Genomic DNA, 26,196 nt, shown 5'->3' on the forward strand with positions numbered 1-26,196 from the left:
TTATGCGCGCTTTAGGGCGCGTCTCCCGCCGCCTTGACACGTCACGGGGTGACGCATATACAATGAATGCACATTCGCGCGGAAGCAAAAGGGCCTCTGCGCGGGAGATAACAGGCTAGGAGGAACCGAACATGGGCAAGGAATTCGATAGACGCACATTCCTCAAGGGCGCGATGGCGGGCGCGCTCGGCATCGCTGCGACCGGCGTGGGCATTCCCGTGCTGGCGGAGGAAAAGGGCGTATACGCCCCCGGCACCTACTCCGCGACCGCGACCGGCATCGGCGAGGTCAAGGTGAGCATGACGTTCGACGCAAACAGCATCACCGCCGTCACGGTCGATACCGCCGCGGAGACGGCGGGCATCGGCGCGGAGCTGGGCGAAAAGTTCGCCGGGCAGATTCTTTCCGCGCAGGGCGCGCAGGTGGACGCGGTTTCCGGCGCGACGGTCACCAGCAACGCCGTGCTCAAGGCGGCGGAGGCCTGCATCGCCCAGGCGAAGGGCGAGACGGTGGACGCGGGCAGCGTAAAGGAAGAGGACAATTCGGACGAATGGCTGGGCGAGGAGCCGGAGACGCCCGCGGTGGACGCAGTGTACGATTATGACGTGGTCGTCGTCGGCGCGGGCCTTTCCGGCGTGTGTGCGGCGCGCGCGGCCGCAGAGGAAGGCGCGTCGGTGGCGGTGATCGAAAAGTCCGCTTCCTTTAACTGCCGCTCCGGCGAGTATGCCGTGCTGAACGGCACGCTCAACAAGCGCTGGGGCCGGGAGAACATCGTGGATACGGACGTGGTGGTCAACCGCCTGATGCGCGAGTGCACCTACCGCAACAAGCGCTCCATCCTCAAGAAGTGGGCCGACCACGCGCACGAGGCCATCGACTGGTTCATCGACGCTTACCCTGACCTGACGGTCTGCGACACCACCCGTCAGGAAGTGACGCCTGAGCAGTTCGACAAGGGAATTCTGGTGCCGCTGGCCTGGCCGCAGCCGGAGCATTACGACTACCGGAAGGAGGAATTTCCGACCTTCCCGTCATCGATGGAGTTCCGCTCAAGCCGCCCGGACCAGCAGGGCTTCGTAGTGGAAGCGAACCTGAACGCGGCGGTCGAGAAGGGCGCGAAGACGTTCTTCGGATGCTTTGGGACGAAGCTGCTGCGGGACGCCGATGGCCGCGTGACGGGCATCATCGTGCGCGACGCGCAGAACGGCAACAAATACCTGCGGTTCAACGCGAAAAAGGGCGTCATCCTCGCTACGGGCGACAACGGCGGGGACGAGAAGATCATCCGCCATTTCTGCCCGGAAATCGTGGAAAAGAACATCCAGAGCATGGGCAAGATGGGTATGATGGGCGTGGACGTCGAGGGCAATCCCTGCCCGACCGGCGACGGCCTGCGCATGGGCGCCTGGATCGGCGCGAAGGTGCAGGACTTCCACGCGCCGATGACCCATCACATGGGCGGCGGCATGGGCGTCACGCCGTTTTTGCAGCTCAACAAGCACGGCAAGCGCTTCATGAACGAGTCCATCCCGGGCCAGCAGCTCGAAAATCAGATCGAGCTGCAGCCGGATCAGACGACGTTCCAGATCTACGACTCCAGCTGGCCGGATCAGATTCCGTACATGCCCGCCAACCACGGCGGCCTGTGCTACATCATCCCGGAGGACGAAGACGAGTCCAACCCCAACTTCACCGATCGCCAGTACACCAAGGTTTCCGCCAAGGAGAACGCCTACACCGTGAAGGCGGATACGCTGGACGATCTGCTCGCGCAGCTCGGCTTTGAGGGCGAATCCCTCAAGACGGCAAAAGAGAGCATCGAACGCTACAACGAGCTGTGCAAAGAAGGCTACGACGCGGACTTCGGAAAGGACGCGCAGCGTCTGTTCCCGATCGAGAACGGCCCCTTCTATGCCTGCACGCTGAACCCGACCATCATGCTGGTCTGTGTGGGCGGCCTCGAATCCGACGAGAACTGCCATACCTTTACCGGCACCGCGGACGACCCGACGCGCGACCGGATTCCGGGCCTGTACGTCACCGGCAATGTGCAGGGCAGCCGTTACGCGGTCGAATACCCGATCTGCTTCCGCGGCATCAGCCATTCGCTATGCGTCTACTACGGCTACGTCGCAGGCAAGAACTGCGCCGCCGGCGCCTGAAGCGCCAGCGCGTAAAAGCAAGGAGCCCCTCCCGAAAAACCGGGAAGGGGCTTTTTTTTGCAGCTTTAGCGCCCGAAAAGGCGCTTCGCCTCCTGCATGTTTTCGCGCACGTTTACGCCGAAGGGGCAGCGGCGCTCGCAGATGCCGCAGGCGATGCAGTTGCCCGCATGGCGCGCCAGGGCCGCGTAGTGCTCGCGCACCGTCTCCGGTATTTCGCCCTGCGCACGGCAGAGATTCAGGAACTTCGTGACCATGGCGATGTCGATCCCTTCGGGGCAGGGCGCACAGTGGCCGCAGTACATGCAGTGCCCCTGCCAGCTGACCCTGGGCATGGCGGCGAGCGCGGCGGCATAATCGCGTTCCGCCTCAGAGGCGTCCTCGTAGTGAAGACTGTCCAGAAGCTGCTCTACGCTGTGCGCGCCTGCGAGCACAGTGCTCACCCCCGGGCGGGTCAGGGCGTAATGGATGCACTGGCTGACCGTGAGCGACTTGCCGGCGGGGGAGAGCTTGTCGCTCAGAAGGTCGCCGCCGCCGAAGGGCTTCATCACCGTGATGCCGACGCCCAGGCGCTGGCAGGCCGCGTAAAGCTCCTCGCGCTGCGGGTCGATATTGATGAGGTCCCCTGCGTAGCTATCCTTGTCAAACAGGACGTCGATGTCCTCGCTGGCGGGCAGCAGGTCATAGCAGGGGTTGACGCTGAACATGAGCACTTCGATCAGCCCGCTCTTCACCGCTTCGAGCGCGACCGCCGGGTTATGACTGCTGAGCCCGATGTGTCCGATGCGCCCGGCGTCTTTGAGCGACTTTGCGTATTCCATCACGGGCCCGTCCGCGACGATGCGCCAGTCGTCCATCGAATCGACGTAGTGGATCATGCCCACGTCGATAAAATCCGTGCGCAGACGCTTCAGAAGCCCCTCGAAGGCGGCTTTCACCTCGGGCAGGTTCCGCGTGCGCTTGTATTGGCCGTCCTGCCAGACGGAGCAGAGGTGCGCCTGTACGATAAAACTGTCCCGTCTGCCCAAAAGCGCCTCGCCCAGCGCTTCATGCAGGTCCGGGTTGGAGCTGTACAGATCGAAGTAGTTGACGCCCGCCGCCTGCGCCGCGTCGAGCAGCTTCTTCGTCATCGAGCAGCCCTCTTCCATCATGCCCTCGCAGCCCAGGCCGATCTCGCTGACGCGCAGGCCGGTTGCGCCCAAATTTCGGTAGTTCATTTCGTTCTCCTTTGCATCCGGTTGATTTGCCGTGCCTATAGCATAGCACCTGGAGTACGCTCAAAGTCAAGGGGTTCAGCCAAATTCAGCCCAATTTGCTGCGCGTGCTCCGATTGACCCGGACGGCGGTCGTATATTATAATAGGTTGAATCGACGAAGGAAAAGAGGAATGACGAGTGGGAATGATCAGGAGCGCACAGCTCTTCGTCTTCGACGACAGCCCCCTGTCGCCGATCATGCCGGGCGCGCCGATCGAGATGACGGAAAACGTGGCGGAATACTGCCTTTCGTTATATCGGAAGATCGAGACCTCGGAGCTGAGCAAGCAGACGGAGCTGGAGGAGGAAAGCGACGTCGTGGAACCTGCGGCGATGCTCGTTCGCGATTACACGCACGCGAACGTAACCAGCCTGATGACGCGCCTGATCGAGCGGGCGCGCCGGGCGGAAATGCTGCTGCAGGGCTTCGACATGCTGGTGTTCCTATTTGAGGACGCGCAGGAACTCGCCGTATGCGTCTGTTACCTGCCGTACAGGAGCGCGCAGGTGCACGCGGTCTCCAGCGGGGACGCGGGGCTCGCGTGCAGCCTGGTGAAAAACCGCTATGTGCTGCCGGGCGCCGCGAGCAAGTTCTTCGCTGGCGCGATCATGGATTGCGGGACGATGAAGCTCAGGGTCAAGGACGCGCTGGTGGAGACGGCATCCGGCAAGCAGAAGCTGTTCGAGGAGGTGCTCTTCGGGTGCAGACGGGCGCTTTCACAGGTGGAGGCGATCGAGGCCATCAAGGAAATCGCCTGCGAGGTGGCGGGCGAGGAGGCCGCGCCCAAGCGGCAGGAGGCGGTGCATAAGGCGATCGCTGATTCGATTGAACAGTCGGGCACGGTGGACGTGCGCTTTATCGCGGATCAGGTCTACGCGGACGACGGCGAGCGCTGCGAAAGGTTCCACGAACAGATCTATCAAAGCGGCGTAGAGCCTGTGATCGAGATCGAGTCAAACCGCCTGAAAAATGCCTTTGAGCGCGTAAAGCTCTCGACGGACAACGGCATCACGATCACGATGAGCCGCAAAATCGCCGAAGATCAGCAGAGCTTCCGCGTCGTCAACCATCCGGACGGCTCGATCTCGATCGAGCTTTTGAACATCCAGAGCCTCAGGACGATGTAAAGACGCCGGAAAAGGCAGGCGGAAAAAATGCGCTGACGCAGGCGTGCCTGCGCGACGCGCGTCCCTTAGCGCTGCGTCGGAAGGGTGTGCCGGTTTGGAAAGGCCGAATAAAGCGATTCAATGGGGATGTTCCTATGTTTTGTGCGGCTTGACGGCCGGCGTTTTGCTCCAAAACCAGGAAATTCTGTTGAAATCGGCGGGAAATTTTGCTATATTAGGTTCGGCTCATGCGAGAGGGATGCTGTGTGCCGAAAATCAAAAGAGAAAGAGAGTTTGGCATGGAGATGATCGACCTTTTGCCGCGGGAAATTGTCGACAGCGCCGCGGTCCGGCAGCGCTTCGGGGATGCGCTCGGTCTATGGGAGAAGTACGTGTTCCGCTTTAATGCGGAAAGCCAGACTTACGCGTTGCTGAGAGAAGCGATCTGTCAGGGCGAGGTGAAGCGCATCGAAGAGGAGGCGCATTCGCTCAAGGGGCTTGCGGGAATGCTGGGCTTCTCGCGCGTTTATGAGGCGAGCGCGCAGCTGGTGGCGGATTGCCGCACTGGGCGGCACGATTCGCTCGCGTCGGACTGGTCTGCGCTGGAGGAAGCGTATCAGGCGCTGGCCCAAGCAATCGAGAAGCTGGCGGAGCGCCGGAGAGAATAAAGGCGGTTTACATTTTTTGCGTCCTTACACGAAATGGACGGACAACCCCGCGCGGGGGGAAGAAGGAGAGGGAAACCATGCGGCCGATTCGTTGGGGAATTTTATCTACGGGCATGATCGCCAAAAACTTTGCCGAGGTCGCGCAAAAGCTGGGCGGCGAGGTCGTCGTGGAGGCGGTTGCCTCCAGAACACGGAAGGACGCGGAGGCGTTTGCCGCGGCGTACGGCATTCCCAAGGCGTACGGCAGCTATGAGGCGCTGGCAGAGGACCCGGACGTGGACATCGTGTACGTCGCCACGCCGCATAGCCGGCATTACGAGGACATGATGCTCCTGCTCAGAAACGGCAAGCACGTGCTGTGCGAAAAGAGCTTTACGGTGAGCGCGGCGCAGGCGCAGGCCGTTTACGATTGCGCGCGCGGGCAGAACCTGCTCGTCGTCGAGGCTTTTTGGACGAAGTTCCTGCCGATCTATCGCGAGGTCGAGCGCCGTGTGGCCTCCGGCGTGATCGGCGATATCCGCCTGGTGACAGCGCAGTACGGCTACACGACCGCGCGTGAGGCGCGCAAGTTTGATCCGGCGCTCGCGGGGGGCGCGCTGCTGGATATCGGCGTGTACTGCATCGGCTTTGCGGCGATGATCCTCGGCTATGAGCCGGAGGAAATCGGCGCTTCGCTCCTCCTGAATCGCGTCGGGACGGACGCTTACGACGCCGTAACGCTGCGCTATGACGGCGCGATAGCCCAACTCACCAGCGCCATCGGCGCAAATGTGCCGGTATTCGGCGGGGTATACGGCACGAAAGGCCGCATCGAGATTCCGGATTTCAAAAACCCGCAGCGCTTTACGCTGCTCGTGGACGGGCGGGAGCCGGAGACGTTTGAACTGCCCTTTGACGTGAACGGGTATGAATATCAGATGCGCGAAGCGCAGGAATGCCTGCGCGCGGGGCGCACGCACAGCGAGATCATGACGCCCGGGCAGTCGGTCGCTGTCATGCGGATCATGGACGAGGTGCGCCGCCAGGGTGGGCTGCGTTTTCCCTTTGAGGTGCAGGGCTGATGCAAAGATCGATAAGGAGGGCGGCAGGCCTTTTGTGTCTGCTGCTCGCGCTTCCGGCGGCAACTTTTGCGGATGGAACGACCTTTGCGCAGGTGCGCGGAAACGACTGGGTGCGGCTTCGCAACGGCCCGGGGGAGGAATACGACTGCGTCGCCACCATGCCCGGCGGGACGGACGTACGGGTGCTTGAGGAAGCGGACGGCTGGGCGCTGATCGAAAGCAGACGCGGCGTCACGTACATCAAGAGCAGCCAGATTGAAAAGCGCGAGGAGAAGCCAGAAGCAGCGGAAACGATCCCAGCAAAAGAGGCGCGCAGGGTTTGTGTGCAGGATTTTAAGGCCCCGGCCATGATCCGCGGAAAGGCGGGCGTAAGGCTCGGCGGAACCATTCTGGCAGACGGCCCGATCCTCGAGGTGGAGGCGGAGGTATACGACGAACGGCTCCTCTACGTGGAACGCATCGTCCGCTTGCGCTATGACGCCGGACAGGGCGTGCAGAAGGTCGACCTCGCTTCGCTGTACATCCCCTTCAGCGAGCTGACGCCCGGCGAAAAGACGCTGACGATCTACGCGCGGCACGCAGGCGGGCGCGAGGCCGTGGCCGAAGCCCCTTTTACCGTGCTGGGCCAGGCGGCGGAGCCTACGCACATCACCGCATGGTGCGAGGTGGAGACGGCGCAGGGGAATGTGGAGGCGCTGCTGGACGACCGGCCGCGCACGGTCTGGACGCCCCTGGACGAAACGGATGTGGTCACCGTACGGCTGCCGGAAGGCGTGACGGCTGGCGGCATTTCGGTTGAATGGATGGCTCCAACCGGCGGCGCACGCCTCACCTGCCGGGACGCGGAAGGGAACGTGCTCGAAGAATTGAGCGCGGATGGGCGCTACGTCAACGAGTGGTTCGACCTGGACGAACGCACGCGGGAGGTGACCCTGCGAAGCGGAGACGGAACGCCCGTTTCAAAGCTTCGCGTCTATGAAAAGGGCCGCGTCCCCAGCGTGGTGCAGCGCTGGCAGCCGCTCGCGGAAAAGGTGGATCTGATGGTTTTTTCCGCGCATCAGGACGACGAACTGATCTTTTTTGGCGGCACGATTCCCTTTTATGCGGATGCGGGCAAGGAGGTTGCCGTCGTCTACATGGCGGATTGCGGGCGCACGCGCTATGAGGAGGCGCTCGCGGGACTGTGGGCGAGCGGGCTGAAAAAACATCCCCTCTTTCTGGGGCTTACGGACAAGCGGGCGAAGACGTTTCAGATCGCGCAGGAGCTTTGGGACGGCGAACAGGCGCTTCAAAAGACGGTGGAAGTTCTGCGCCGCTATCGTCCGGAGGTGGTCGTAACGCACGACGTCAAAGGCGAATACGGCCACAACCAGCACAAGTACACGCAAAGCCTCGTCTCCCGCGCCGTCGAGCTGGCGGCCGATCCGGAAGCTTACCCGGATTCCGCACGGCAATACGGCGCGTACCAGGTGAAAAAGCTGTACATTCACCTTTTGAAGGAGGGCGAGGTCGTCATGGACTGGACGAAGCCGCTCGCCTCGCAGGGGGGACGTTCGGCTATCGAGATGGCGACCATTGGCTACGACAAGCACGTTTCCCAGCAGGGCTATTACAGCATGGGGACGGGCAACCGTTACGACAACCGTGCATATGGCCTTCGCATGAGCACGGTCGGTCCGGATGTGCGAAAGGACGACTTCTTTGAAAACCTTTGATGCGGTTTGCGGCGGCGGGATGCGGCTGCCTGGGCGGCTGGCGCCCTACTTACAGGATGCGCCTTATCAGGAAGACGAAACGGGGCGCTCCGATTCGCGCGTGCTGCTCTTTCCGGACAAGGTGCTTAAAATCGAACGCAGCGGCGCGGAGTCCGACAATGAGCGTGCGATGTACGCCTTTTTACAAGATAAATTGCCCGTGCCGCGGGTCTACGAAAGCTTTTGCGAGGACGGCGTGAATTACCTGCTGCTGGAACGGGTGGCAGGCGAAATGGCCTGCTTTGAGACGAGGCTGATGGAACCTGCACGAACCGTTCACCTGCTGGCAGAAGGGATAAAGCGGCTCTGGCAGGTGGAAACGGCGAATTGCCCGGCGGATCAGCGCCTTTCTGAAAAGCTGCTCCGCGCCAGGGCCCGGCTGGAAGCGGGCCTCGTCGACCCCGCGGATACGGAGCCGGGGACGCTCAAAAGATTTGGCTCCCTTCAGGCGCTGTACCGGTATCTGGACGAGAACCGCCCGCCAGAGGATCTCGTGTTTTCCCATGGGGATTATTGCCTGCCCAACGTCTTTTTGAAGGCGGACGCGGTCGCGGGGTTCATCGATCTGGGACGAAGCGGCGTCGCAGATCGGTTTCAGGACATCGCGCTGTGCGTGCGTTCTATGGCGTATAACTTCGGCACCGCCCGCTATACGGATCAGCTGTTTGAAGAGCTGAGCGTCGCGCGCGACGACGCCAAGATCGATTACTATATCCTGCTCGACGAGCTGTTTTAGCCATCGATAAGGCCGATGGCCTCGCGCAGAGGGGGCCCATTTTGCACGGGAATCCTGGGAGCTGCCTTCTTCCGAAATTCCCGTGGATTTTTCTGCGGCAAACGCACCGCCCGGCACGGGCGCGAAGCGCCTGGACGCAGGGCGCAACCGGCAAAACAGGTCGATGCGGGTTCGTATGGAGAGAAATCTTCCTCGTCGTGCGTGCTCAGTAAAGCTACACGGATTTTCAACCGTCTGAACCGGTCTCATTCCGAAGCGAATGGGGCCGGTTTTGTCTTTACAGAATCTTAGCGCCGGGCGGGCAGGAAAAGGACACCATGTTAACGCCCCGTAGATTATGATAAATACAGGCAGGTGATGGAGATGTTTGCTGTCGTATGGATTTCTCTGGCGGGGGTCGTGCTGCTGGGGTATTGGGTGATGGGGCAGGTGGACGCCTTCATCGCGGAGAATGTGCGCATGCGGCCGCCGTGCCGGACGTCCGTATATCTGCTTTACTGCGGCGTGCGTGCGCAGGAAGCGTGTCTTTGCGTAGAAGAAAGCCCATGGGAAGTTCTGGAGACGCCCGACATCCGGCCGGACCTATCGCCTAAGGTGGTGGCCGCGCTCTCGGAGGACGATTTGGAGAACATTTTGCTCAGCACGCAGGCGCGCAGGATGTGCCCGGGCTGCGTCACCATCGCGCGGCTGAACGACCCGGCATACATCGCCCTCTTTCGCAGAGCGCACATATCGCACGTGGTGAGGGGGGAGCTGTCCTCGAGGGAACTCCTTTCCATCATTCAAGGGGGAAGCACGGCTTGCGATTTCACGTAAAGTTTTCGCCCATTCAGACGTTGGCCGCCGGATTCGCGCTGATCATCCTGTTGGGGGCGCTGCTGCTCATGCTGCCGGCTGCAAACCGGGACGGCGCGCCGATTCCCTTTATCGATGCGCTGTTCACGTCCGCGTCGGCCACCTGCGTGACGGGGCTGGTCGTCTACGATACCTACACCCAGTTCACGTTCTTCGGCCAGCTCGTCGTCCTGTGCCTGATCCAGATCGGCGGTCTGGGCTTCATGACGATCGCGGTGCTTTTCTCGCTCGTTCTGGGCAAACGCATCGGGCTCAGGGAGCGATCCTGCCTGATGGAGGCGGTCAGCTCCTTTCGATTGGGCGGCATCGTCCGTTTCGTTCGTCGTATCCTGATCGGCACCGCTTCGTTCGAGCTGACGGGCGCGCTGCTGCTCGCGCTGCGCTTCTGCCCGCGGTTCGGCCTCGGCACGGGCATCTGGTATGCGCTCTTCCATTCGGTTTCCGCGTTTTGCAATGCAGGCTTTGACCTGATGGGGTGCATTCGTCCCTATTGTTCGCTGGAGCCCTTTGCCGCGGACGTGCTGGTGAACGCCGTCATCCTCTCGCTGATCGTGATCGGCGGTATCGGCTTTCTCGTGTGGGACGACCTGGCGGAGCATAGGCATCACTTCAGATGCTACCTGCTCCACACGAAGATCATGCTCTGCGCTACCGCCGGACTCATCCTCTTCGCATTTTTCGCCTTCTGGGCGATTGAGCGAAACGGCGCGTTTTCAGGCGTGAGCCGGGGACGGCAGGCACTGATGGCGCTCTTTCAGGCGGTCACCCCCAGGACGGCGGGATTTAATACCGCCAACCTTTCCGAACTTACGGAAGCGGGCTCGGCGCTGACCGTCCTGCTGATGCTCATCGGCGCGGGCACGGGATCGACAGGCGGCGGAATCAAGGTGACCACCGCCGTCGTCATGCTGCTCTCGACGCTTTCCTACGCCCGCGGACGGGACGATATCAACCTTTTCCGGCGCAGGGTAGAGGACGGGCTCGTAAAGCGCGCCTACTGCGGGGCAATGCTCTACCTGATGCTCGCCTTTTTCGGGTGCTTTGTGCTCCTGCGCGAGCAGCCGGGCTTTTCCCTGATGGACGCGATGTTCGAGACGTTTTCCGCTATCGGCACGGTCGGGCTGTCCAAGGGGGCGACACGCCTGCTGACGCCCCTGTCGCGCCTGACGCTGATTCTGCTCATGTACAGCGGCCGGGTCGGCAGCCTCTCGGTCGCGATGGCGATCGCGGAAAAAAGGCGTTCGCCCCGGCTGCGCAACACCGTGGGCAAGGTGATCGTAGGATAAGGAGGAAATGACGGATGCGTTCGATGCTCGTGATCGGATTGGGCCGCTTTGGGCGTCATTTGGCTACCAAGCTTGCGGAGCTGGGCAACGAGGTCATGGTGGTGGACAGGGATGAGGCAGCCGTCAGCCGTCTGGCGCCCGTGACGACGGCGGCGCACATCGGCGACTGCATGGACGAGGAAGTCATCGCTTCGCTGGGCGTGCGCAACTTTGACGTCTGCTTCGTGTGCATCAGCGAAAACTTTCAGTCCTCGCTGGAGATCACCTCCCTGCTCAAGGAGGCGGGCGCGAAGTGGGTGGTCTCCAAGACGGACCGCGAGATGCACGCCAAGTTCCTGCTCAAGATCGGCGCGGACGCGGTCGTCCATCCGGAGCGCGACATGGCGCAGCGTGCGGCGATGAAGTACAGCATGCGAAACGCTTTCGATTACATCGAGGTGACGCCGGAGTACGCCATCTCGGAGCTGCGCGTACCTGAAAGCTGGGTAGGACAAAGCGTGCGCGATTTGAAGGTGCGCTCCCGCTACAACGTGAACATCATCGGCATCAAGGTGGAGGAGCATGTCATTCCGCTCGTGAGTGCGGAGCACAGATTTGAGGCGGCGGAGCATCTGCTGGTGGCCGGAGGCAAAAAGGATATCACACGCCTGATGTACAAGTAAACCCGCTGCGTAGTATAATGCAAGAGGAGGTGAGCCGGGTGAAAAAGGCAGATCCGTTCCTCGCGCGCGCGGGCACGACGCTCGTGCTGCTGGCAGGGGCGACGGCGTTTTCCCTGCTCATCAACGCGGCGGGCATCGGAAAAGAATGCGTCATCATGGTGTTCCTGCTGGGCGTGCTCTTTACGACCGTGCTCACGCACGGCTACAGCTACGGCGTCGTCTCCTCGCTCGTCAGCGTGCTGCTGTTCAACTTTCTGTTTACCGAACCGAAGTATACGTTTTTGATTCATAGCCCCAGCGACGTGGTGCTGCTCGTGTTTTTCGAGGTTACGGCAATCGTATCCGGCAGCGTAATGTCCAGAATGCGCACGCTCATGGAGGCGTCCGGCCAAAGCGAGCGGACGACCCAGCTGCTCTATCAGATCGCCACGGGCTTTCTGAATTGCACGGGCGAAAAGAATATTTTGCAGCAGGGCATCGTCTACATTCGGGAGTACGCCGGACGCGGCTGCCGCGTGACGCTGGAGGGCGCGGAGAATGCGCAGCGGGAGGAACGTCCTTCACGGGCGTACAGCATCCCCAGCGCGATGGGCATTCTGGGCAGGGTGCACGTCCTTGAGACGGACGAGCCGCTGAGCGATCAGGACGAGCTCGTCATCAAGACGGTCGCCACGCAGATGGGCATCGCGCTCGACCGGGAATACGTCTACCACGAACGCGAAAACATCCGCGTGGCCATGGAGCGGGAACGCCTGCGCAGCACGCTGCTGCGCTCCGTCGCGCACGACCTGCGAAGTCCGCTCACGGCGCTGTCCGGCGCGAGCACACTGCTCGCGGACGACTACGAGCGGCTCAGCGATCAGGAGAAGAAGCAGCTCGCGGGCGACATCAGCGAGGAAATGGTCTGGCTTTCCAACCTCGTGGAAAACATCCTCAACATGACGCGCATCAATGAATCCCGGCTCGAGCTGCACCTGGAGGACGAGGTGGTGGACGACGTGGTGGGCGAGGCCGTTTCGCACATGAACCGCCTGCTGCGCACGCGCCGGTTTAAGGCCACATTGCCGGACGACGTGCTGATGGCGCCGATGGACGGCAAGCTGATCGTACAGGTGCTCGTAAACCTATTGGACAACGCAGTCAAGCATACGCCCTCGGACAGCGAAATCGAGCTGTCGGCCGTCAAAAAGGACGGCGTGATCGAGTTCTGCGTGGCCGATACGGGCGACGGCATCGACGAGAGCGTGCGGGATTCCCTCTTCGAGGGCTTCGTCACGTCGGACCACGGGCGCTCCGACAGCAAGCGCGGCATGGGGCTCGGGCTTGCGATCTGCAGGGCCGTGGTGGAAGCGCACGGGGGCGAAATCCGCATGGAGGAAAACAGGCCCAAGGGATCAAAATTTATCTTTACGCTGCCGATGGAGGATGCTTATGCAGGCGGGCTTTAAAATTCTCATCGTCGAGGACGACCGGTACATCTCCGGCTTTACCGCCGTCTCCCTGCGCAAGGAGGGCTATGAGGTATTCGTGGCGGAATCCGCGAGCGAGGGCCTCTTCCTGTTCGCGTCCCATCATCCGCACATCGTGCTGCTGGATTTGGGGCTGCCTGACAGGGATGGTCTGGAGGTTCTGAGCGAGATACGCCGGGGCGGCGGCACCCCGGTGCTGGTGGTTTCGGCCCGGGGACAGGAGCGCGAAAAAGTCGCCGCGCTCGACGCGGGCGCGGACGATTACATCACCAAGCCCTTTTTCATGGGCGAGCTCATGGCGCGCATTCGCGTCGTGGAGCGGAAGATGGACAAGGGGCAGCCTCAGGAGGGGGAAGTCCGCTTTCAGTGCGATGCGCTGACGGTCGATTACGAGCGCCGTCTCGTGTTGGTGGACGGCTGCGAAGTGCACCTGACCCCGATCGAATATAAGCTGCTGTTGCTGCTCATCGCCAATCGGGGCAAGGTGCTTACCCACGGCTACATCGTCCGCCAGATCTGGGGCTATGAAGAGAGCGGAGATACGAAGAGCGTGCGCGTCTTCATGGCGAGCCTGCGGCGAAAGATTGAAAACGACACGGCGAACCCACGCTTTATCCTGACGGAGGTGGGCGTCGGATATCGCTTCGCGGCTGAATAAACGGGGCGGTCATTCCGATGAGGGGCCGCTTAAATGTTGCCCGGACGTTGCTTTTTATGGAGCGCTCGTGTTAAAATGGATAAAACACGCGGAGGAAGACTGCGGGGACGCCGGCCTGGCGGAAAGGACGGATGGAGCGGTGAAAAGACGGATGGAGAGCGGATACTCCCTGAAGTTCGCCCCAAATAGAGGCACGAAAGACGCGGCGGACATCGAGGTAAATCTTCTCGAACTGCTCAATCGGAACATTCCAGGCGGCATCATGGGCGGATACCTGCAGGAGGGATTTCCGCTTTTTTGCGTTAACGACTACATGCTCAAGCATTTGGGCTTCACTTACGAGGAATTCGTCGAGGACATCGGCGGAATGGTCATCAACTGCATGCACCCGGAGGATCGTCCGCGGATCGACGAGGCCGTCGCCGAAGCGTTTTCGCGGGGCGACGAGTACGAGGTCCAGTACCGCATGCGCAAGAAGGACGGCAGCTATATCTGGGTCAATGACATCGGGCGCAAGGTCACGACGGACGCGGGGGAAGCGGTGTGCGTCAGCACCATCCGCGACATCACCCGCGCCATGCGGGCGGAGCAGGAGCTCAGGATGCGCGAGGAGCAGTTCCGCATCGCGGCGGTTTACGCGGGCAACATCATCTTTCAGTACGACCTGACGACCCGCGCTATCTATACGACGGAGGAAATCGCCAGGCGTTTTGGCGTGGCCTCCCGCGAGGAGGATATCCCCTACGCGGCGGTACGCCGGGGCGTCGTGTGCGCGGATTCCGCCGGGGAGTACATCCGATTGCACGAGCAGATGCTCGCGGGCGCGGACAAGGCGCAGGGAATCGTCCGCCTGCGGGACGCGGAGGGCGGATCAAGGGCGTATGAACTGACGCTGATCGCCGTGCCCAACGGCGTGGATAAGCCGGTGCGCGCGGTGGGCATCTATCGGGACGTGACCGGCGAACAGGAAAAGGAGCGGTATATCCGCGAGATAGAGCGCCAGCGGGCGTTGTACAGCTCGCTGTTTCAGTCGGCGGTGTGCGGCATCGTGCAGTACAAGCTCGCGGAAGACGGCGGCGTCACGTTTAAAAACGCCAATCAAGAGGCGATCCGCATCTTCGGCTACACGCCGGAGGCCTTTTGGCAGAAGGATCGCTGGATCCTCCAAAACCTGATCGACATCCGGGATCGTGCGCGCATAATGGACGAAATCGCCTCGATTCAAAAAGTCGGGGACAAACAGGCCTACGAATACAGGCTCCTCAGGCAGGACGGAACCTCGTGCTGGATCATCGGCACGGCGGAGCTGATGCGCGACGTGGACGACGAAATCGTCATGCAGAGCGTATTTATGGACGTAGACCAGCGCAAGCGCGCGGAAATCGAGAACATCGAGCTGCTGCGCCGCAATCGCGCCAGCGACGAGCTGCTGCGTCTCGCGCTGTCGGGAACCGATATCTGCGACTTTACCTACTTCCCGCAGCAGCGGCGCGCGGAAATTCCGGAGAGAACCCGCAGACATTATCGCTGCCGGGCCGTCTATGAGCAGATGCCCGCAAGCTTTGCGCAGGACATGACTCTGGGAGAGGGCAGGGCCGATTACGACGGCATGTATGCGCGCATTCACGAGGGCGAGCGCACGGCGAGCGCGGAGTTTCGGATTCAGGCCTCAAATCGCTGGGTGCGGGTGACGCTTTCGACCGTCGAATACGACGGGACGGGCAAGCCGACGGTAACGGTAGGGCTGGTGGAGGACATCACCCGTCAGAAGGACGTGGAAACGGAGCGATCTGAGCTTTCACGTCTCAACGCGGACATCCTCTCTTCGCTCAACGAACTGTTCTTTGGCGTCTACCGCATCGATCTGGCGAAGGGAACCATCCGCGCGATCCGCATGCCGGAAGGAGGGGAGCGGGTCGTAACCGCCACGGCGGAAACCCCTTACAGGGTGGAGGAAGTCGCGGCGCTCTACCATTCGGAGGAACGGATGGACTATTGCCGGGAGCACTCGCTTCAAAATCTGCGGGAGAAGAAGGCGCAGGGCGTCCGTTCCTTCACGGGCGAGTACCGCCGGGAACGCGGAAAAGAATACGGCTGGATCACCAGTACGGTATACCTGAACGGGCTTGGCGCGGGCAGCGATATCGCGATTCTGACGCTCATGGACGCGTCCGAGCACCGGCGTCAAAGCGACATCATCCAGGCGCTGGGCCGCGAGTACTACGCCTTGTACTACGTCAACATGAATCGGGATCGCTACGAAATCCTTCGCTCCGACGGCGCTGTCGTTCGCTGCCTCAACGCGGGCCGTCAGGGCTGCTACAGCGAGCTGATCCGCCAGTACGTCGCCCATTTTGTGCATCCCGAAGAGCGGAAAGAGATGGAAGCGTTTTTCGGCCTGGAGGAGTGCAGGCAGCGTTTCGGCACATCGGCGGGCGAGGGCAGCGCGCTTTACCGCAAGCTGCAGGCGGACGGCACCTACGCCTGGATGCAGGCGCGCATCGTCCTGAGCGAGGAAGAGGACGGCGTGCCCCGCCATCTGACGGTCGCCATCCGCAACGTGGACGAGAACATCCGAAAGGAGCTTGAGACCAAGCGCCTGCTCGAGGACGCTTTGAGGCGCGCGGAAAGCGCGAACGCAGCGAAGAGCGACTTCCTCTCGCGCATGTCGCACGACATCCGCACGCCGATGAACGCCATCGTCGGCATGACGGCGCTGGCGGGATCGTACCTGGGCGATCAGGAGCGCGTTCGCGACTGCCTGGACAAGATCGCGATTTCCAGCAGGCATTTGCTCGGGCTCATCAACGAAGTGCTGGATATGAGCAAGATCGAGAGCGGGCGGGCGGAGCTGGACTTGAAGGACTTTAACCTTCGGCGTCTCGTGCAGGATGCCCTGACCATGATTCGGCCCGTCGCCGCAGACAAGCGGCAGGCGCTGAACGTAGAGATACGCGGCGTCGTGCACGAGGACGTAACCGGCGATGCCGTCAGGCTGGAGCAGGTGCTTGCAAACCTCCTGTCCAACGCCGTAAAGTACACGCCGGAGGGAGGAAAGATCGCCCTGGCACTGGAGGAAATCCCCGCCAAGGTGCCTTCGATCGGGCGATACGTTTTCACCGTGGAGGACAACGGCATCGGCATGTCCGAAGAGTATGTCGCGCATATCTTCGAGCCGTTCAGCCGTGCGGACGATTCGCGCATCAGCCGGATTGCCGGGACGGGACTGGGGCTCACCATTACGCAGAACATCGTGCACATGATGGGCGGCGAAATTGGCGTACAAAGCCATTGGGGCGAAGGAACCCGCTTCACCGTTTCGTTGGGGCTGCGAATCGCCGCACAAACGGAGAAAACAAAAGGCGGGGAGGCGGCGAAAGGCGCCGCGCCCGACGGCGCGCAGGAATCGCGGCTCGACGGAAAGCGCGTGCTGGTCGTCGAGGACAACGAACTGAACATGGAGATCGCCACCGAGTTTTTAAAAATGGCAGGGGCGACGGTAGAGACGGCGAACGACGGGGAAGAGGCGGTAAAGGCCTTTGCTTCGCGCGCACCGGGCTATTATGATCTCATTTTGATGGACATTCAAATGCCTGTGATGAACGGTTACGAGGCTGCTCGGGCGATTCGCGCCCAACGGCGGCCGGACGCTTCGTCGATTCCGATCGTGGCGATGACGGCGGACGCCTTTACAGCGGACGTTCAGCGCGCCAAGGAGGCGGGGATGAACGCGCACATCGCCAAGCCGATCGAGATGGACCAGCTGTTCGCGGTGCTCAGGGAGGTAATCTAAACGGCAGGAAAGATAAAAAGGACCGGACGCCGATCGCAAGGAACGGCGTCCGGTCTCTTGTTATCCGCGCAGCATAGGCGTTTTTGCGAGGCGCAGGGCAAGGCCCGCCGCCAGCGCGATCTTGATCGCGTCGCCCGGCAGGAAGGGGAAGACGCAATAACTCAGGCTCGTGATCAGATCGAGGTGGGCGATGAACATGAACCAGAGCGTGCCCAGCGCGTAGCAGGCAATCGTGCCCAGCGCCATGCCCGCGCAAAGCCGCCAGAAGGAATAGCCGAATCGTTCGCGCCACAGACCGCCGACGGCCGCCGCCAGGACGTAGCCCACGATGTAGCCGCCTGTCTTTCCGAAGAGTACGGCGGGCCCTGCGCCCATGCCGGTGAAGACGGGCACGCCGATAAGACCGAGCAATGCGTAGACCGCCATGCTGACCGCGCCGTATTTCGCGCCCAGCAGCACGCCGCACAGGTGTACGGAGAAGAGTGCAAGGTTGAGCGGTATCATCGGCAGGGGAATTTGAATCTGCGAACAGACGGCGGTCAGCGCGGCAAACAGGGCGGCAAGGGTGAGCTTACGAACTTTTGTGCTGTGCATAGGCGGCTCCTTTTGTAAACTTTCTATCTTTTAATAGTATACATTTGACAAACGAATATGTCAACTGAATTCAAAAATCAAGTTTACGTTTAATTCAGGAGAAGGACGCCCAGGTTCAGGTAGCACGCGAAAGCCGTCCACAGCAGATAAGGAACCTGTAAAAGCGCGGCGAACGAATCCACGCGCAGGAAGCATTCCAGCATCGCGAGCACCAGGAAGAGCAGGATGCACAGTTCCCAAAAGGCGAGACCATAGGAACGCATGCGGAAGAAAAAGAACACCCACGCGGCGTTGAAGAGCAGCTGCAGGCCGGTCACAGCGAGCGCGGCGCGGCGGATGGGCGAGCGGCTTTCGTAGACGATCGAGAGCGAAACGGCCATCAGCGCGTAGAGAACCGTCCAGACGACGCCGAAGAGCGGAGCGGGCGGGGCGAGCGGCGGGAGGGCAAGGGTACGATAGACGCCGAAGTGGCCCAGCGCCAGCAGCGTTGCGATAAGTCCGGTGCCCAGGCATACCGCGAGCGCGCCATAGAGCGTGGGCAGGGCGATGACGCGATTGCCGGGAAGTCGTATCGTCTTCATTCTCTTCCTCCCTTCGGAGCGCCGTCCGCAAAGCTTTGAAGGGCGCAGAGCGATTGAATCTCCTGCGCGTGCTGGCGAATGCGGCGCTGCATGGCCGCGGAAAGGCCCGAATAGAACCCGCGGGCCTCGGGACATTCCGAAAGAAGCTGATCCAAATTGCGGTAAAAACTCATGCGATCACCTCGTCTATGAGGATGCGCCAAAAACACGCGCAATATCCGTCGATTTGCGTGACAGAATGCGGATGGGCTGGTATAATGAAAGGCGACATTTTCACGATGGGAGTTTTCATGCCATGGCGGATATCGTGCTCCGTGCGGCGGTGTTTTTGATCATCGTCGCGCTTGGTTATGTCCTTAAAAGGCTTGGGATGTTCGGCAAGACGGACTTTCGGATCGTCTCTAAAATCGTGATGAACGTGACGCTGCCCGGCGCGGTCGTCGCGGCATTCGTGACGGCGGCGCGCGATCCGTCCCTGTTCGTCATCGTACCGCTGGGCATCGCGGCCAATCTTCTGGCATTTTTGACGGCGTTCGTCTTCTCGCGCCGCATGGATCGCACAGAGCGCATCTTTTACATGATGAACGTTCCTGGCTACAACATCGGCTGCGCGACGCTTCCCTTCGCCCAGGGATTTTTGGGCGCGGCCGGAGTCGTTGCGACCTGCATGTTCGACACGGGGAACGCGGTGATGGTCGCGGGCGGAACCTACGCGATTACCTCTGCGGCGATCGGGGAGCGCAGCGAACCCGTGGTCAAGACGATTGTGAAGAAGCTTTTTTCGTCCGTTCTGTTCGACACGTATTTCGTCGTCTTTTTGATGATGGTCTTTCAAATTCGCATTCCTACGCCCGTCGCCCGGCTGTCGGAAACGATCGGCGCGGCCAACGGCTTTCTTGCGATGTTCATGATCGGCATGATGCTCGAATTTCCCGAAAATATGCCGCAGCTTCTGCGCGCCGTGCGCACGCTGCTGCTGCGCTACGGACTTGCGATCGTGCTGTCGCTCGCTTGCTACTTCCTGCTGCCCTTTGATTTGATGATTCGTCAGGCGGTAGTGCTGGCGCTCTTTTCGCCCGTATCGACGATCGCGCCTGTGTATACGGACAAGTTGGGGGGCGACGCGGCGCTTGCGGGGATGACCAACTCCGTCTCGATTCCGATCAGCCTGCTCATCATGACGGGCCTGCTGATCGCCTTTGGCGGTTGACGGGGAGAAAACCACAAAAAATGAGGGGTTGTAAGGCATGGCAAAACTGTATTTTCGGTACGGCGCGATGGGCTCGAGCAAGACGGCGAACGCGATCATGGTTCGCTACAACTACGTGGAGCGCGGTCAGCGCGTGCTGATGCTCAAGCCGAGGCTGGACAACCGGGATGGGGATATCGTCGTGCGCTCGCGCTGCGGTCTGGAGGCACAGTGTGCGTTCGTGGAGGACCTGGATCAGATCGACGTCAAGGCATATCACTGCGTGATCGTGGACGAAGCGCAGTTCCTCACCAAGGCGCAGGTGGAACGGCTGGTTTTCATCGTGGACGAGCTTGGCGTGCCGGTGATCGCCTACGGCCTGCGCGCGGACTTTCAGGGCAACCTGTTCGAGGGCAGCCTGTGGCTGATGGCCTGGGCTGACACGATCGAGGAGGTGAAGACCATCTGCTGGTGCGGCCACAAGGCGACGTTCAACGCGCGCGTACAGGATGGGCGCGTCGTCAAGGAGGGCGACCAGATTTTGCTGGGCGGCAGCAGTCAATATGTCAGCCTGTGCCGCAGGCATTGGGCAAAGGGACAGCTGGGACCGTTCAAAGAGCTGCATATGGAAGACTGAAAAACGGGCAAAAAGCCGGGGAATCACAAGATTTCCCGGCTTTTTTGTGTGGATGGAAGGGGAAAGGGCGTCGGAAGACGAAAAAGGGGAGTGTCTCGGGAAGAAGGGGTGTTGTCATGAACGAACACAAGCGGGAACGCAGCGGCGGCGTATCGCTGAAAAGCCAGCTGCTTACCATCGTTTTTCTAATCCTTTTGCTCATTGCGGTCGCCGTGGCCGGCACGATGCGTCTGGCGGGCGAGTACGTCATGCAGGAGCAGAACGACATCAATCGCGCGGAATACACGCGCATTGCAAACCTGCTGTCGATCAAAAACGGCACCATCCAATCGCTGATGGATACGATTTCTTACCTGAATTCCATACGAAGCACGCTGAGCACGAAGCAGCGCTATACGCTCGATTCGGACGAGGATCTGTTCCTGAGCATCCTCTGCTCGTACAGCTACCTGGAAAAAGGGATCGAAAACGTCGTCGTGGTGAACGATCAGGAATCCAAGCGCTATGTGTATCAATTTTACCCCGAGATTGAGGCATATCAGCGTATGATCGACGAGGCGGCGCAAAACCCCGGCTATTCGGATTGGGATTACGTCTCGGGCAAGCGCCTGTTTACGATCTCCGCGCCGATTTACAAACAGGAGATGACGCAGTCCTTTGCCCGACGAGCCGAGGCGGAAGGCACCTGCATCTTCTTCATGGATATGGATGCGCTCGAAGAAGAACTGGGGCTGCACGCGCAGAAAGCCTCTAAATTCATGCTCGTCAACGAGGAAGGAAAGGTGCTCTCCGATACGAAGGGGATCGAGCCCGAGCTGTGCGAACTGGCCTCTGCCCTTGCGATGGAGCAGCCGCGTGAACAGACGAAGCGGGTGAACGTCGATGGGCAGGAATACGCGGTCTACGCCAATACGCCGGACGGCATGAGCTGGCGCATCATCGGCTTTGCGCCGGTGTCCTACCTGGGCGGCATTCTGGAACACACGGCAGGACCGATCCTCTCGGTGTGGCTTGTCGTGACGCTCCTGATCGTCCTGCTCGTCGTGCTGATGTTTTCAAGTCTTTACGGCTTTATCAGACGGCTTACCGCCCACATGGAGCTCATCAAACAGGGCGTGTGGAATCAGGGGATGGAAAGGGGGAAGCAGCGGGAATTTATGGCCATCAGCGAGGGCTTTGACAGCATGATGCAGCGCATCAGTGCTCTTTCCAAGCAAAATATGGACATTCAGAAAAAGCTGCTGGAGGAAGAGATCGACAAGCGGCAGACACGGCTGCTCGCGCTGCAGGCGCAAATCAACCCGCATTTTCTGTACAATACGCTGGAGTGCATGAAGTCCATCGGCGTTTGCTATGGGGTGGAGGAGGTGCAGGTGATCGCCGAGGCGCTGGCCTACATGTTCCGCTACAGCATCAAGGGCGCCAATATCGTACAGGTAAGCGACGAGCTGACCTGCGTGAAGAGCTACATGGCGATTCAGAACGTGCGCTACAGCGGGAGGTTCGCTCTGCAGGTAGAGACGGACGCGCGCGCGGAACAGGCGCTCATGCCGAAGATGCTGTTGCAGCCGCTCGTCGAGAACGCCCTGCGGCACGGACTGGAGGAGAGGCCGGGAGAAGGATGCGTTTGGCTGAGCCTCAGCTGTGACGGTGCGGGCAATATGCTGGTCAAAGTACAGGACGACGGCATCGGCATGGAAAAGAGCCGGTTGGAGCGTTTGCGGGACCAGCTCAATCATCCGGGCAGCGTGAGCGATGCACACAGCGATTCGCTGGGGCTGATGAACGTGCGGGAGCGCCTGGCGCTCTACTATGGGGAGCGTGCTTCCATGCAGATCACAAGCGAGCGCGGACGGGGAACCTGCGTGCTGATGCGCATTCCGGCAGAGATGGAGGGAACGGCATGTATCGCGTGATGGCGGTGGACGACGAGATCTGGGTGCTTCGGGGGCTGAAGCGCTTCATCGACTGGGAGAGCCAGGGCTTTACCGTCGTATCCACCTTTACGGACCCGCAGAAAGCGTATTTGACGTTTCAGGAGGACCCGGCGGACGTCGTTTTTGTCGACATCCGCATGGCGGGCATCGACGGCCTGACCCTGATCGAGATGATGCGGGGCTGCCGGAGGGAGACGCAGTTCGTCATCCTCAGCGCGCATTCCCAGTTCGACTACGCCAAGCGGGCCATATCCCTCGGCGTGGCGGATTACCTGGTGAAGCCCATCACCCGGGAAGCGCTCCTCCAAATGCTCAAGGTGCTGCGCGCGAGGCTGGACGAGGCGCGGACGCAGGCGGAACGCAGCAGGCTTTACGACTGCCTGATGCGGCCCGATTTTGTCATTACCCCACAGACGTTTCAGGCGCTGACGGGATTTGGCGCGGACACCGGCAGCGTGCTGGGCGCCTTTTGCTGGGAGAAAGCGGATTTTGTGCCGGAAGTCCGGGAAGGCGGCCTGAACGTCTTCGGATCAAGCGATGGACGTGTTTCGTACGCCCTATGTCAGGTGATGCCGGAGGAATGGGAGCGCCTGTGCGCCGATATGGATACGGCGGCTCGGCAGGCATGCCTGTCGATCGGCGGAAGCGAAGCGTTCAGGGATTGCGCTGCCGTGCACCGGGCGTTGGACTGCGCGCAAAGGGGAGCAAGCCAGCCCTTTTTCACCCGTGCGAACGGGCTGTATCGGGTCTCGTTTGAGCACGTCACCCCGCCGGAAATCGAGGGCGTGCTGCAAATGGTGCGCGCGGGCGGTTATGAGGCGGCGGCGCACGTCCTGGAGGAGTGGGAAGGTACGCGCTGCGCGAAGACGTGGGACGTCAGTGACGCGCTTTACCTGTATCGGGAAGCGGCACACATGCTGCAAGCGGGTGCGGGCGTCGGCGCCGCGGCAGCAAAGGCGCGCCTGATTACATCGCCCCAGGCGATGGTGCAGACCTTTGGAAACTTTGAGACGCTGCGGGTAAACCTCTGCGCGATGCTCCTTGGCGCGGGCGCGTCGAGCGGAACGCTGGAGATCATGCGCGTGGAGGAATACATCGGTGCGCACTATACGCAGGCCGTCACCGTTCAGCAAATCGCCTGCGCGTTTCACGTCGATCCGGAACACTTGGGACGCATGTACCGTAAAAAGCTCGGAAAGAGCATTCACCAGTCGATCTCCGAAAAACGAATCGACTATGCCTGCCGACTGCTGAGGACGAGCGAAATTGCCGTGCAGGAGGTCGCGGGGCTCAGCGGGTTTTCCGATCCGTTTTACTTCAACAAGGTATTTAAAAAAACCGTGGGCATGACGCCCTCGCAGTATAGGACGGCCGAAAAGCACCAAAAATAGCGCGGATTTTTCCATGTGCCGGGGAGGTGTTCTCTGGTAAGATGAAAGCATGAAAGCGAGAACGCGGCGCCATCCGGAGGGCGCGCGGTCCGCACAGCAGCGAAGGAGGATTCTCATGCGTAAGGGATTATCGGTTTTGCTTTGCCTGGTACTGTCGATGCTCATGGTTCTGCCGGCGTTGGCGGAAGACAAGGTGGAGCTGCAATTCGTCCTTTGGGGAACCAATGAAGGCCTGACCTCCGTGTTCGATCTGGTGGATCAGTACAACGCGTCGCAGGACGGCATCCACGTGACCGTCAACGGCGTCGATCCGAGCGTTTACTTTCAGAAGCTGAACGCCTTCTTCTCTTCCGGCACCGCGCCGGACATCATTCAGGTGGCTGCGGACTATGGCAACGAGTATACCGCGAAGGGCGTGTTCGCGCCGCTGGACGCATATCTGACCGACGACCTGAAGGGCGAATGGGCGGAAAGCCTGCTCGACGCGCTCAAGACTGACGGCGTGCAGTACGCGATCCCGATCGGCGTTCAGGTGAGCTTCATCGCCTACAACAAGGCGCTTTTCGACGAGGCAGGCCTGCCATACCCGACGAAGGACTGGACGGAAGCGGAGTTCCTGGAGACCGTGAAGAAGCTGACGGCGCCGGAAAAGAATCAGTACGGCATCCTCGTGTCCGGCAGCGCAAACGAGACGATCCGCAACATGTACGGCGATTATTGCTATGACTGGGATACGAACACCATGACGGCGACGGAAAACCCCTCGTTCAAGCATGCTGTGGAGCTCTTCTACAACCTGTTCGTGACGGACAAGGCGACGCCCGCCGCCACGAGCACGAAGGACATCGGCGGCGGCTTTGAAACGGGCAAGTACCCGATGGCGATCATTCACTATTGGGACATCGCGTCGCTCTCCTCGACCATCGGCGATTCGTTCGACTGGGATATCGTGCAGTTCCCGATGAACGAGGAATACGGCGTTCGCTGGCAGTCCCCGCTGTACGTACAGGCGATGTCGATCGCAAACACCAGCGAGCACAAGGAAGAGGCGTTTGAGTTCATCAAGTGGTGGGCGACGAACGCCGCGCCGCAGACCTCGATGGCGGATTCCTTCCCCGCGAGCACGGCGATTCAGAGCAGCGCGGACTACATGGCGAGCTTCCCGGACGGTCATACGTACGACAAGCAGGTGGTCATCGATACCATCGCCGAGCAGGGTACTGCGTGGTGGAACTGCGGAATCATCGCGGAGATCAACGACAACGTCATCAAGCCGGCGATCGAAAAGCTGCTCCTTCAGACGGAGTCGGTCGGCGTGGACGAGACGATTGAAACCATCCAGACGAAGGGCCAGCAGCTCTTTGACATGGACTTCTGATTCGTCACAGCGAAATGCACGGGCGAAACCGGGGAGCGATCCCCGGCTTCGCCCCTATTATGGGCGTTTCCAGCCATGAAGGGGAGGATGACGACATGAATGCCGCCCTGACCAAGCCAAGCAGGCGCCGCCGCAGCCTGATACGAAGGCGCAATAATCTTTTCTTTTATATCTTTATTTCCCCCTGGCTTATCGGTTTCCTGGGCCTTACCATCGGCCCGATGCTGTATTCGCTGTTCGGGGCGCTTTCCAAATGGGACGGGGTAACGGCCCCGCAGTTCATCGGCATGAAGAACTTCGTGCGCCTGTTCACTTACGACGACCTGTTCCTCAAGTCGCTTAAAAATACGTTTCTATACGTGCTGATGAGCGTGCCCTCGAGCGTCGCCCTCGCGCTGCTGCTCGCTTTTCTGCTCAACATGAAGCACAGGGGAACGGGAATCTTTCAGGCGATCTTTTATTTCCCGTCTGTGAGCGCGGGCATCGCGGTGTACATGGTGTGGATCTGGCTGTTCAACGGCGAGGTCGGCGTGTTCAACTACCTGCTTTCCCTGCTGGGCATTCAGGGGCCGCGGTGGCTGTCGGACCCCAAGTGGGCGATGACGTCCATGGTCATCATGAACCTGACGTTCTGCGGCGGGCAAATGCTCATCTTTTTGGCGGGCCTTAAGCAGATTCCCGCGCAGTATTATGAGGCCGCGACGATCGACGGCGCCAGCGGGGCCCAGCAGTTTTTTCGGATTACCATTCCGCTGCTCTCGCCGACCGTGTTGTTCAACGGCATCATGGCGATGATCAGCGCATTCCAGATCTTTGGACAGGCGCTGATTCTGACGGAGGGCGGCCCGGTGCAGTCGACCTATGTGATGTCGCTATTCATCTACAACAACGCGTTCCTGTACGGAAAGTTCGGGTATTCCTCGGCCGCGTCCTGGGTGCTGTTCCTGATCCTCATGGGAATCAGCCTGGTCGTCATGAAGCTTTCGGATAAACACGTCAATTACGAGATGTAAGGAGGGCGCTTT

22 protein-coding genes are annotated in these 26,196 nt (G+C 60.7%); 18 read left to right on the plus strand and 4 right to left on the minus strand.

Going from position 1 to position 26,196, the window contains the following annotated elements; genetic code table 11:
* The first annotated feature begins 131 nt into the window (after positions 1-131).
* Positions 132-2,162: an FAD-dependent oxidoreductase gene (locus C1725_RS08690; RefSeq protein WP_346026491.1), complete on the plus strand. Its 2,031-nt coding sequence runs from the start codon at positions 132-134 to the stop codon at positions 2,160-2,162.
* Positions 2,163-2,227: 65 nt separating this feature from the next.
* Here C1725_RS08690 and C1725_RS08695 read toward each other — a convergent pair whose 3' ends face one another.
* Positions 2,228-3,376 carry an aldo/keto reductase gene (locus C1725_RS08695; protein ID WP_102411230.1) on the minus strand — a complete coding sequence of 383 codons (1,149 nt, stop codon included), beginning with the start codon at positions 3,374-3,376 and terminating at the stop codon, positions 2,228-2,230.
* 183 nt (positions 3,377-3,559) lie between these two features.
* On the opposite strand from C1725_RS08695, the gene C1725_RS08700 reads away from it, so the two are divergent.
* From C1725_RS08700 to C1725_RS08750, 11 genes are all read left to right on the plus strand, one after another.
* On the plus strand, positions 3,560-4,543 hold the full coding sequence (locus C1725_RS08700) for a nucleoid-associated protein (protein WP_102411231.1): 984 nt from the start codon (positions 3,560-3,562) through the stop codon (positions 4,541-4,543).
* 245 nt (positions 4,544-4,788) lie between these two features.
* Positions 4,789-5,190 carry an Hpt domain-containing protein gene (locus tag C1725_RS08705; protein ID WP_346026492.1) on the plus strand — a complete coding sequence of 134 codons (402 nt, stop codon included), beginning with the start codon at positions 4,789-4,791 and terminating at the stop codon, positions 5,188-5,190.
* 77 nt (positions 5,191-5,267) lie between these two features.
* A complete protein-coding gene (locus tag C1725_RS08710) occupies positions 5,268-6,251 on the plus strand; it encodes a Gfo/Idh/MocA family oxidoreductase (RefSeq protein ID WP_102411233.1) in 984 nt (327 codons plus the stop codon).
* A complete protein-coding gene (locus C1725_RS08715; protein WP_102411234.1) occupies positions 6,251-7,966 on the plus strand; it encodes a PIG-L family deacetylase in 1,716 nt (571 codons plus the stop codon). The genes C1725_RS08710 and C1725_RS08715 overlap by 1 nt, the downstream gene beginning before the upstream one ends.
* Entirely contained in the window at positions 7,953-8,741 is a 789-nt protein-coding gene (locus tag C1725_RS08720; RefSeq protein WP_346026493.1) for an APH(3') family aminoglycoside O-phosphotransferase, read from the plus strand. The genes C1725_RS08715 and C1725_RS08720 overlap by 14 nt, the downstream gene beginning before the upstream one ends.
* Positions 8,742-9,104: 363 nt before the next feature.
* Positions 9,105-9,557, plus strand: a complete 453-nt coding sequence (locus C1725_RS08725; RefSeq protein ID WP_346026494.1) for an NAD-binding protein — start codon at positions 9,105-9,107, stop codon at positions 9,555-9,557.
* Positions 9,542-10,882: a TrkH family potassium uptake protein gene (locus C1725_RS08730; protein WP_102411236.1), complete on the plus strand. Its 1,341-nt coding sequence runs from the start codon at positions 9,542-9,544 to the stop codon at positions 10,880-10,882. Before C1725_RS08725 ends, C1725_RS08730 begins: the two co-directional genes overlap by 16 nt.
* Before the next feature lie 14 nt (positions 10,883-10,896).
* Entirely contained in the window at positions 10,897-11,544 is a 648-nt protein-coding gene (locus C1725_RS08735) for an NAD-binding protein (RefSeq protein ID WP_102411237.1), read from the plus strand.
* 38 nt (positions 11,545-11,582) lie between these two features.
* Entirely contained in the window at positions 11,583-12,992 is a 1,410-nt protein-coding gene (locus tag C1725_RS08740; protein WP_346026495.1) for a sensor histidine kinase, read from the plus strand.
* Entirely contained in the window at positions 12,976-13,671 is a 696-nt protein-coding gene (locus tag C1725_RS08745; RefSeq protein ID WP_102411239.1) for a response regulator, read from the plus strand. The genes C1725_RS08740 and C1725_RS08745 overlap by 17 nt, the downstream gene beginning before the upstream one ends.
* A gap of 139 nt (positions 13,672-13,810) precedes the next feature.
* On the plus strand, positions 13,811-17,464 hold the full coding sequence (locus tag C1725_RS08750; RefSeq protein WP_346026496.1) for a PAS domain-containing protein: 3,654 nt from the start codon (positions 13,811-13,813) through the stop codon (positions 17,462-17,464).
* Positions 17,465-17,524: 60 nt separating this feature from the next.
* Here the strand turns inward: C1725_RS08750 and C1725_RS08755 are convergent, their stop codons facing one another.
* The 3 genes from C1725_RS08755 to C1725_RS19300 all read right to left on the minus strand — a co-directional run bounded on the left by C1725_RS08755 (position 17,525) and on the right by C1725_RS19300 (position 18,812).
* Positions 17,525-18,058 carry an ECF transporter S component gene (locus C1725_RS08755; RefSeq protein ID WP_102411241.1) on the minus strand — a complete coding sequence of 178 codons (534 nt, stop codon included), beginning with the start codon at positions 18,056-18,058 and terminating at the stop codon, positions 17,525-17,527.
* Between the two features lie 89 nt (positions 18,059-18,147).
* Positions 18,148-18,639: a TspO/MBR family protein gene (locus C1725_RS08760; protein ID WP_346026497.1), complete on the minus strand. Its 492-nt coding sequence runs from the start codon at positions 18,637-18,639 to the stop codon at positions 18,148-18,150.
* A complete protein-coding gene (locus C1725_RS19300; protein ID WP_346026498.1) occupies positions 18,636-18,812 on the minus strand; it encodes a hypothetical protein in 177 nt (58 codons plus the stop codon). The genes C1725_RS08760 and C1725_RS19300 overlap by 4 nt, the downstream gene beginning before the upstream one ends.
* 122 nt (positions 18,813-18,934) lie before the next feature.
* Between C1725_RS19300 and C1725_RS08765 the strand changes: the two genes are divergently transcribed.
* The 6 genes from C1725_RS08765 to C1725_RS08790 all read left to right on the plus strand — a co-directional run bounded on the left by C1725_RS08765 (position 18,935) and on the right by C1725_RS08790 (position 26,184).
* Positions 18,935-19,849, plus strand: a complete 915-nt coding sequence (locus C1725_RS08765; protein WP_102411243.1) for an AEC family transporter — start codon at positions 18,935-18,937, stop codon at positions 19,847-19,849.
* A 37-nt stretch (positions 19,850-19,886) separates the two neighbouring features.
* Positions 19,887-20,465 carry a thymidine kinase gene (locus C1725_RS08770; RefSeq protein WP_102411244.1) on the plus strand — a complete coding sequence of 193 codons (579 nt, stop codon included), beginning with the start codon at positions 19,887-19,889 and terminating at the stop codon, positions 20,463-20,465.
* A 116-nt stretch (positions 20,466-20,581) separates the two neighbouring features.
* On the plus strand, positions 20,582-22,381 hold the full coding sequence (locus tag C1725_RS08775; protein ID WP_102411245.1) for a histidine kinase: 1,800 nt from the start codon (positions 20,582-20,584) through the stop codon (positions 22,379-22,381).
* Positions 22,369-23,793 carry a response regulator gene (locus C1725_RS08780; protein WP_102411246.1) on the plus strand — a complete coding sequence of 475 codons (1,425 nt, stop codon included), beginning with the start codon at positions 22,369-22,371 and terminating at the stop codon, positions 23,791-23,793. Before C1725_RS08775 ends, C1725_RS08780 begins: the two co-directional genes overlap by 13 nt.
* A 115-nt stretch (positions 23,794-23,908) precedes the next feature.
* Entirely contained in the window at positions 23,909-25,171 is a 1,263-nt protein-coding gene (locus C1725_RS08785; protein WP_346026499.1) for an ABC transporter substrate-binding protein, read from the plus strand.
* A 95-nt stretch (positions 25,172-25,266) separates the two neighbouring features.
* The gene (locus C1725_RS08790; protein WP_346026500.1) at positions 25,267-26,184 is read left to right on the plus strand and encodes a carbohydrate ABC transporter permease; all 918 of its coding nucleotides are present in this window, start codon (positions 25,267-25,269) and stop codon (positions 26,182-26,184) included.
* The last annotated feature ends 12 nt before the right edge of the window (positions 26,185-26,196 follow it).

It is taken from the genome of Beduinella massiliensis (genome assembly GCF_900199405.1).
Taxonomy (GTDB): domain Bacteria; phylum Bacillota; class Clostridia; order Christensenellales; family Aristaeellaceae; genus Beduinella; species Beduinella massiliensis.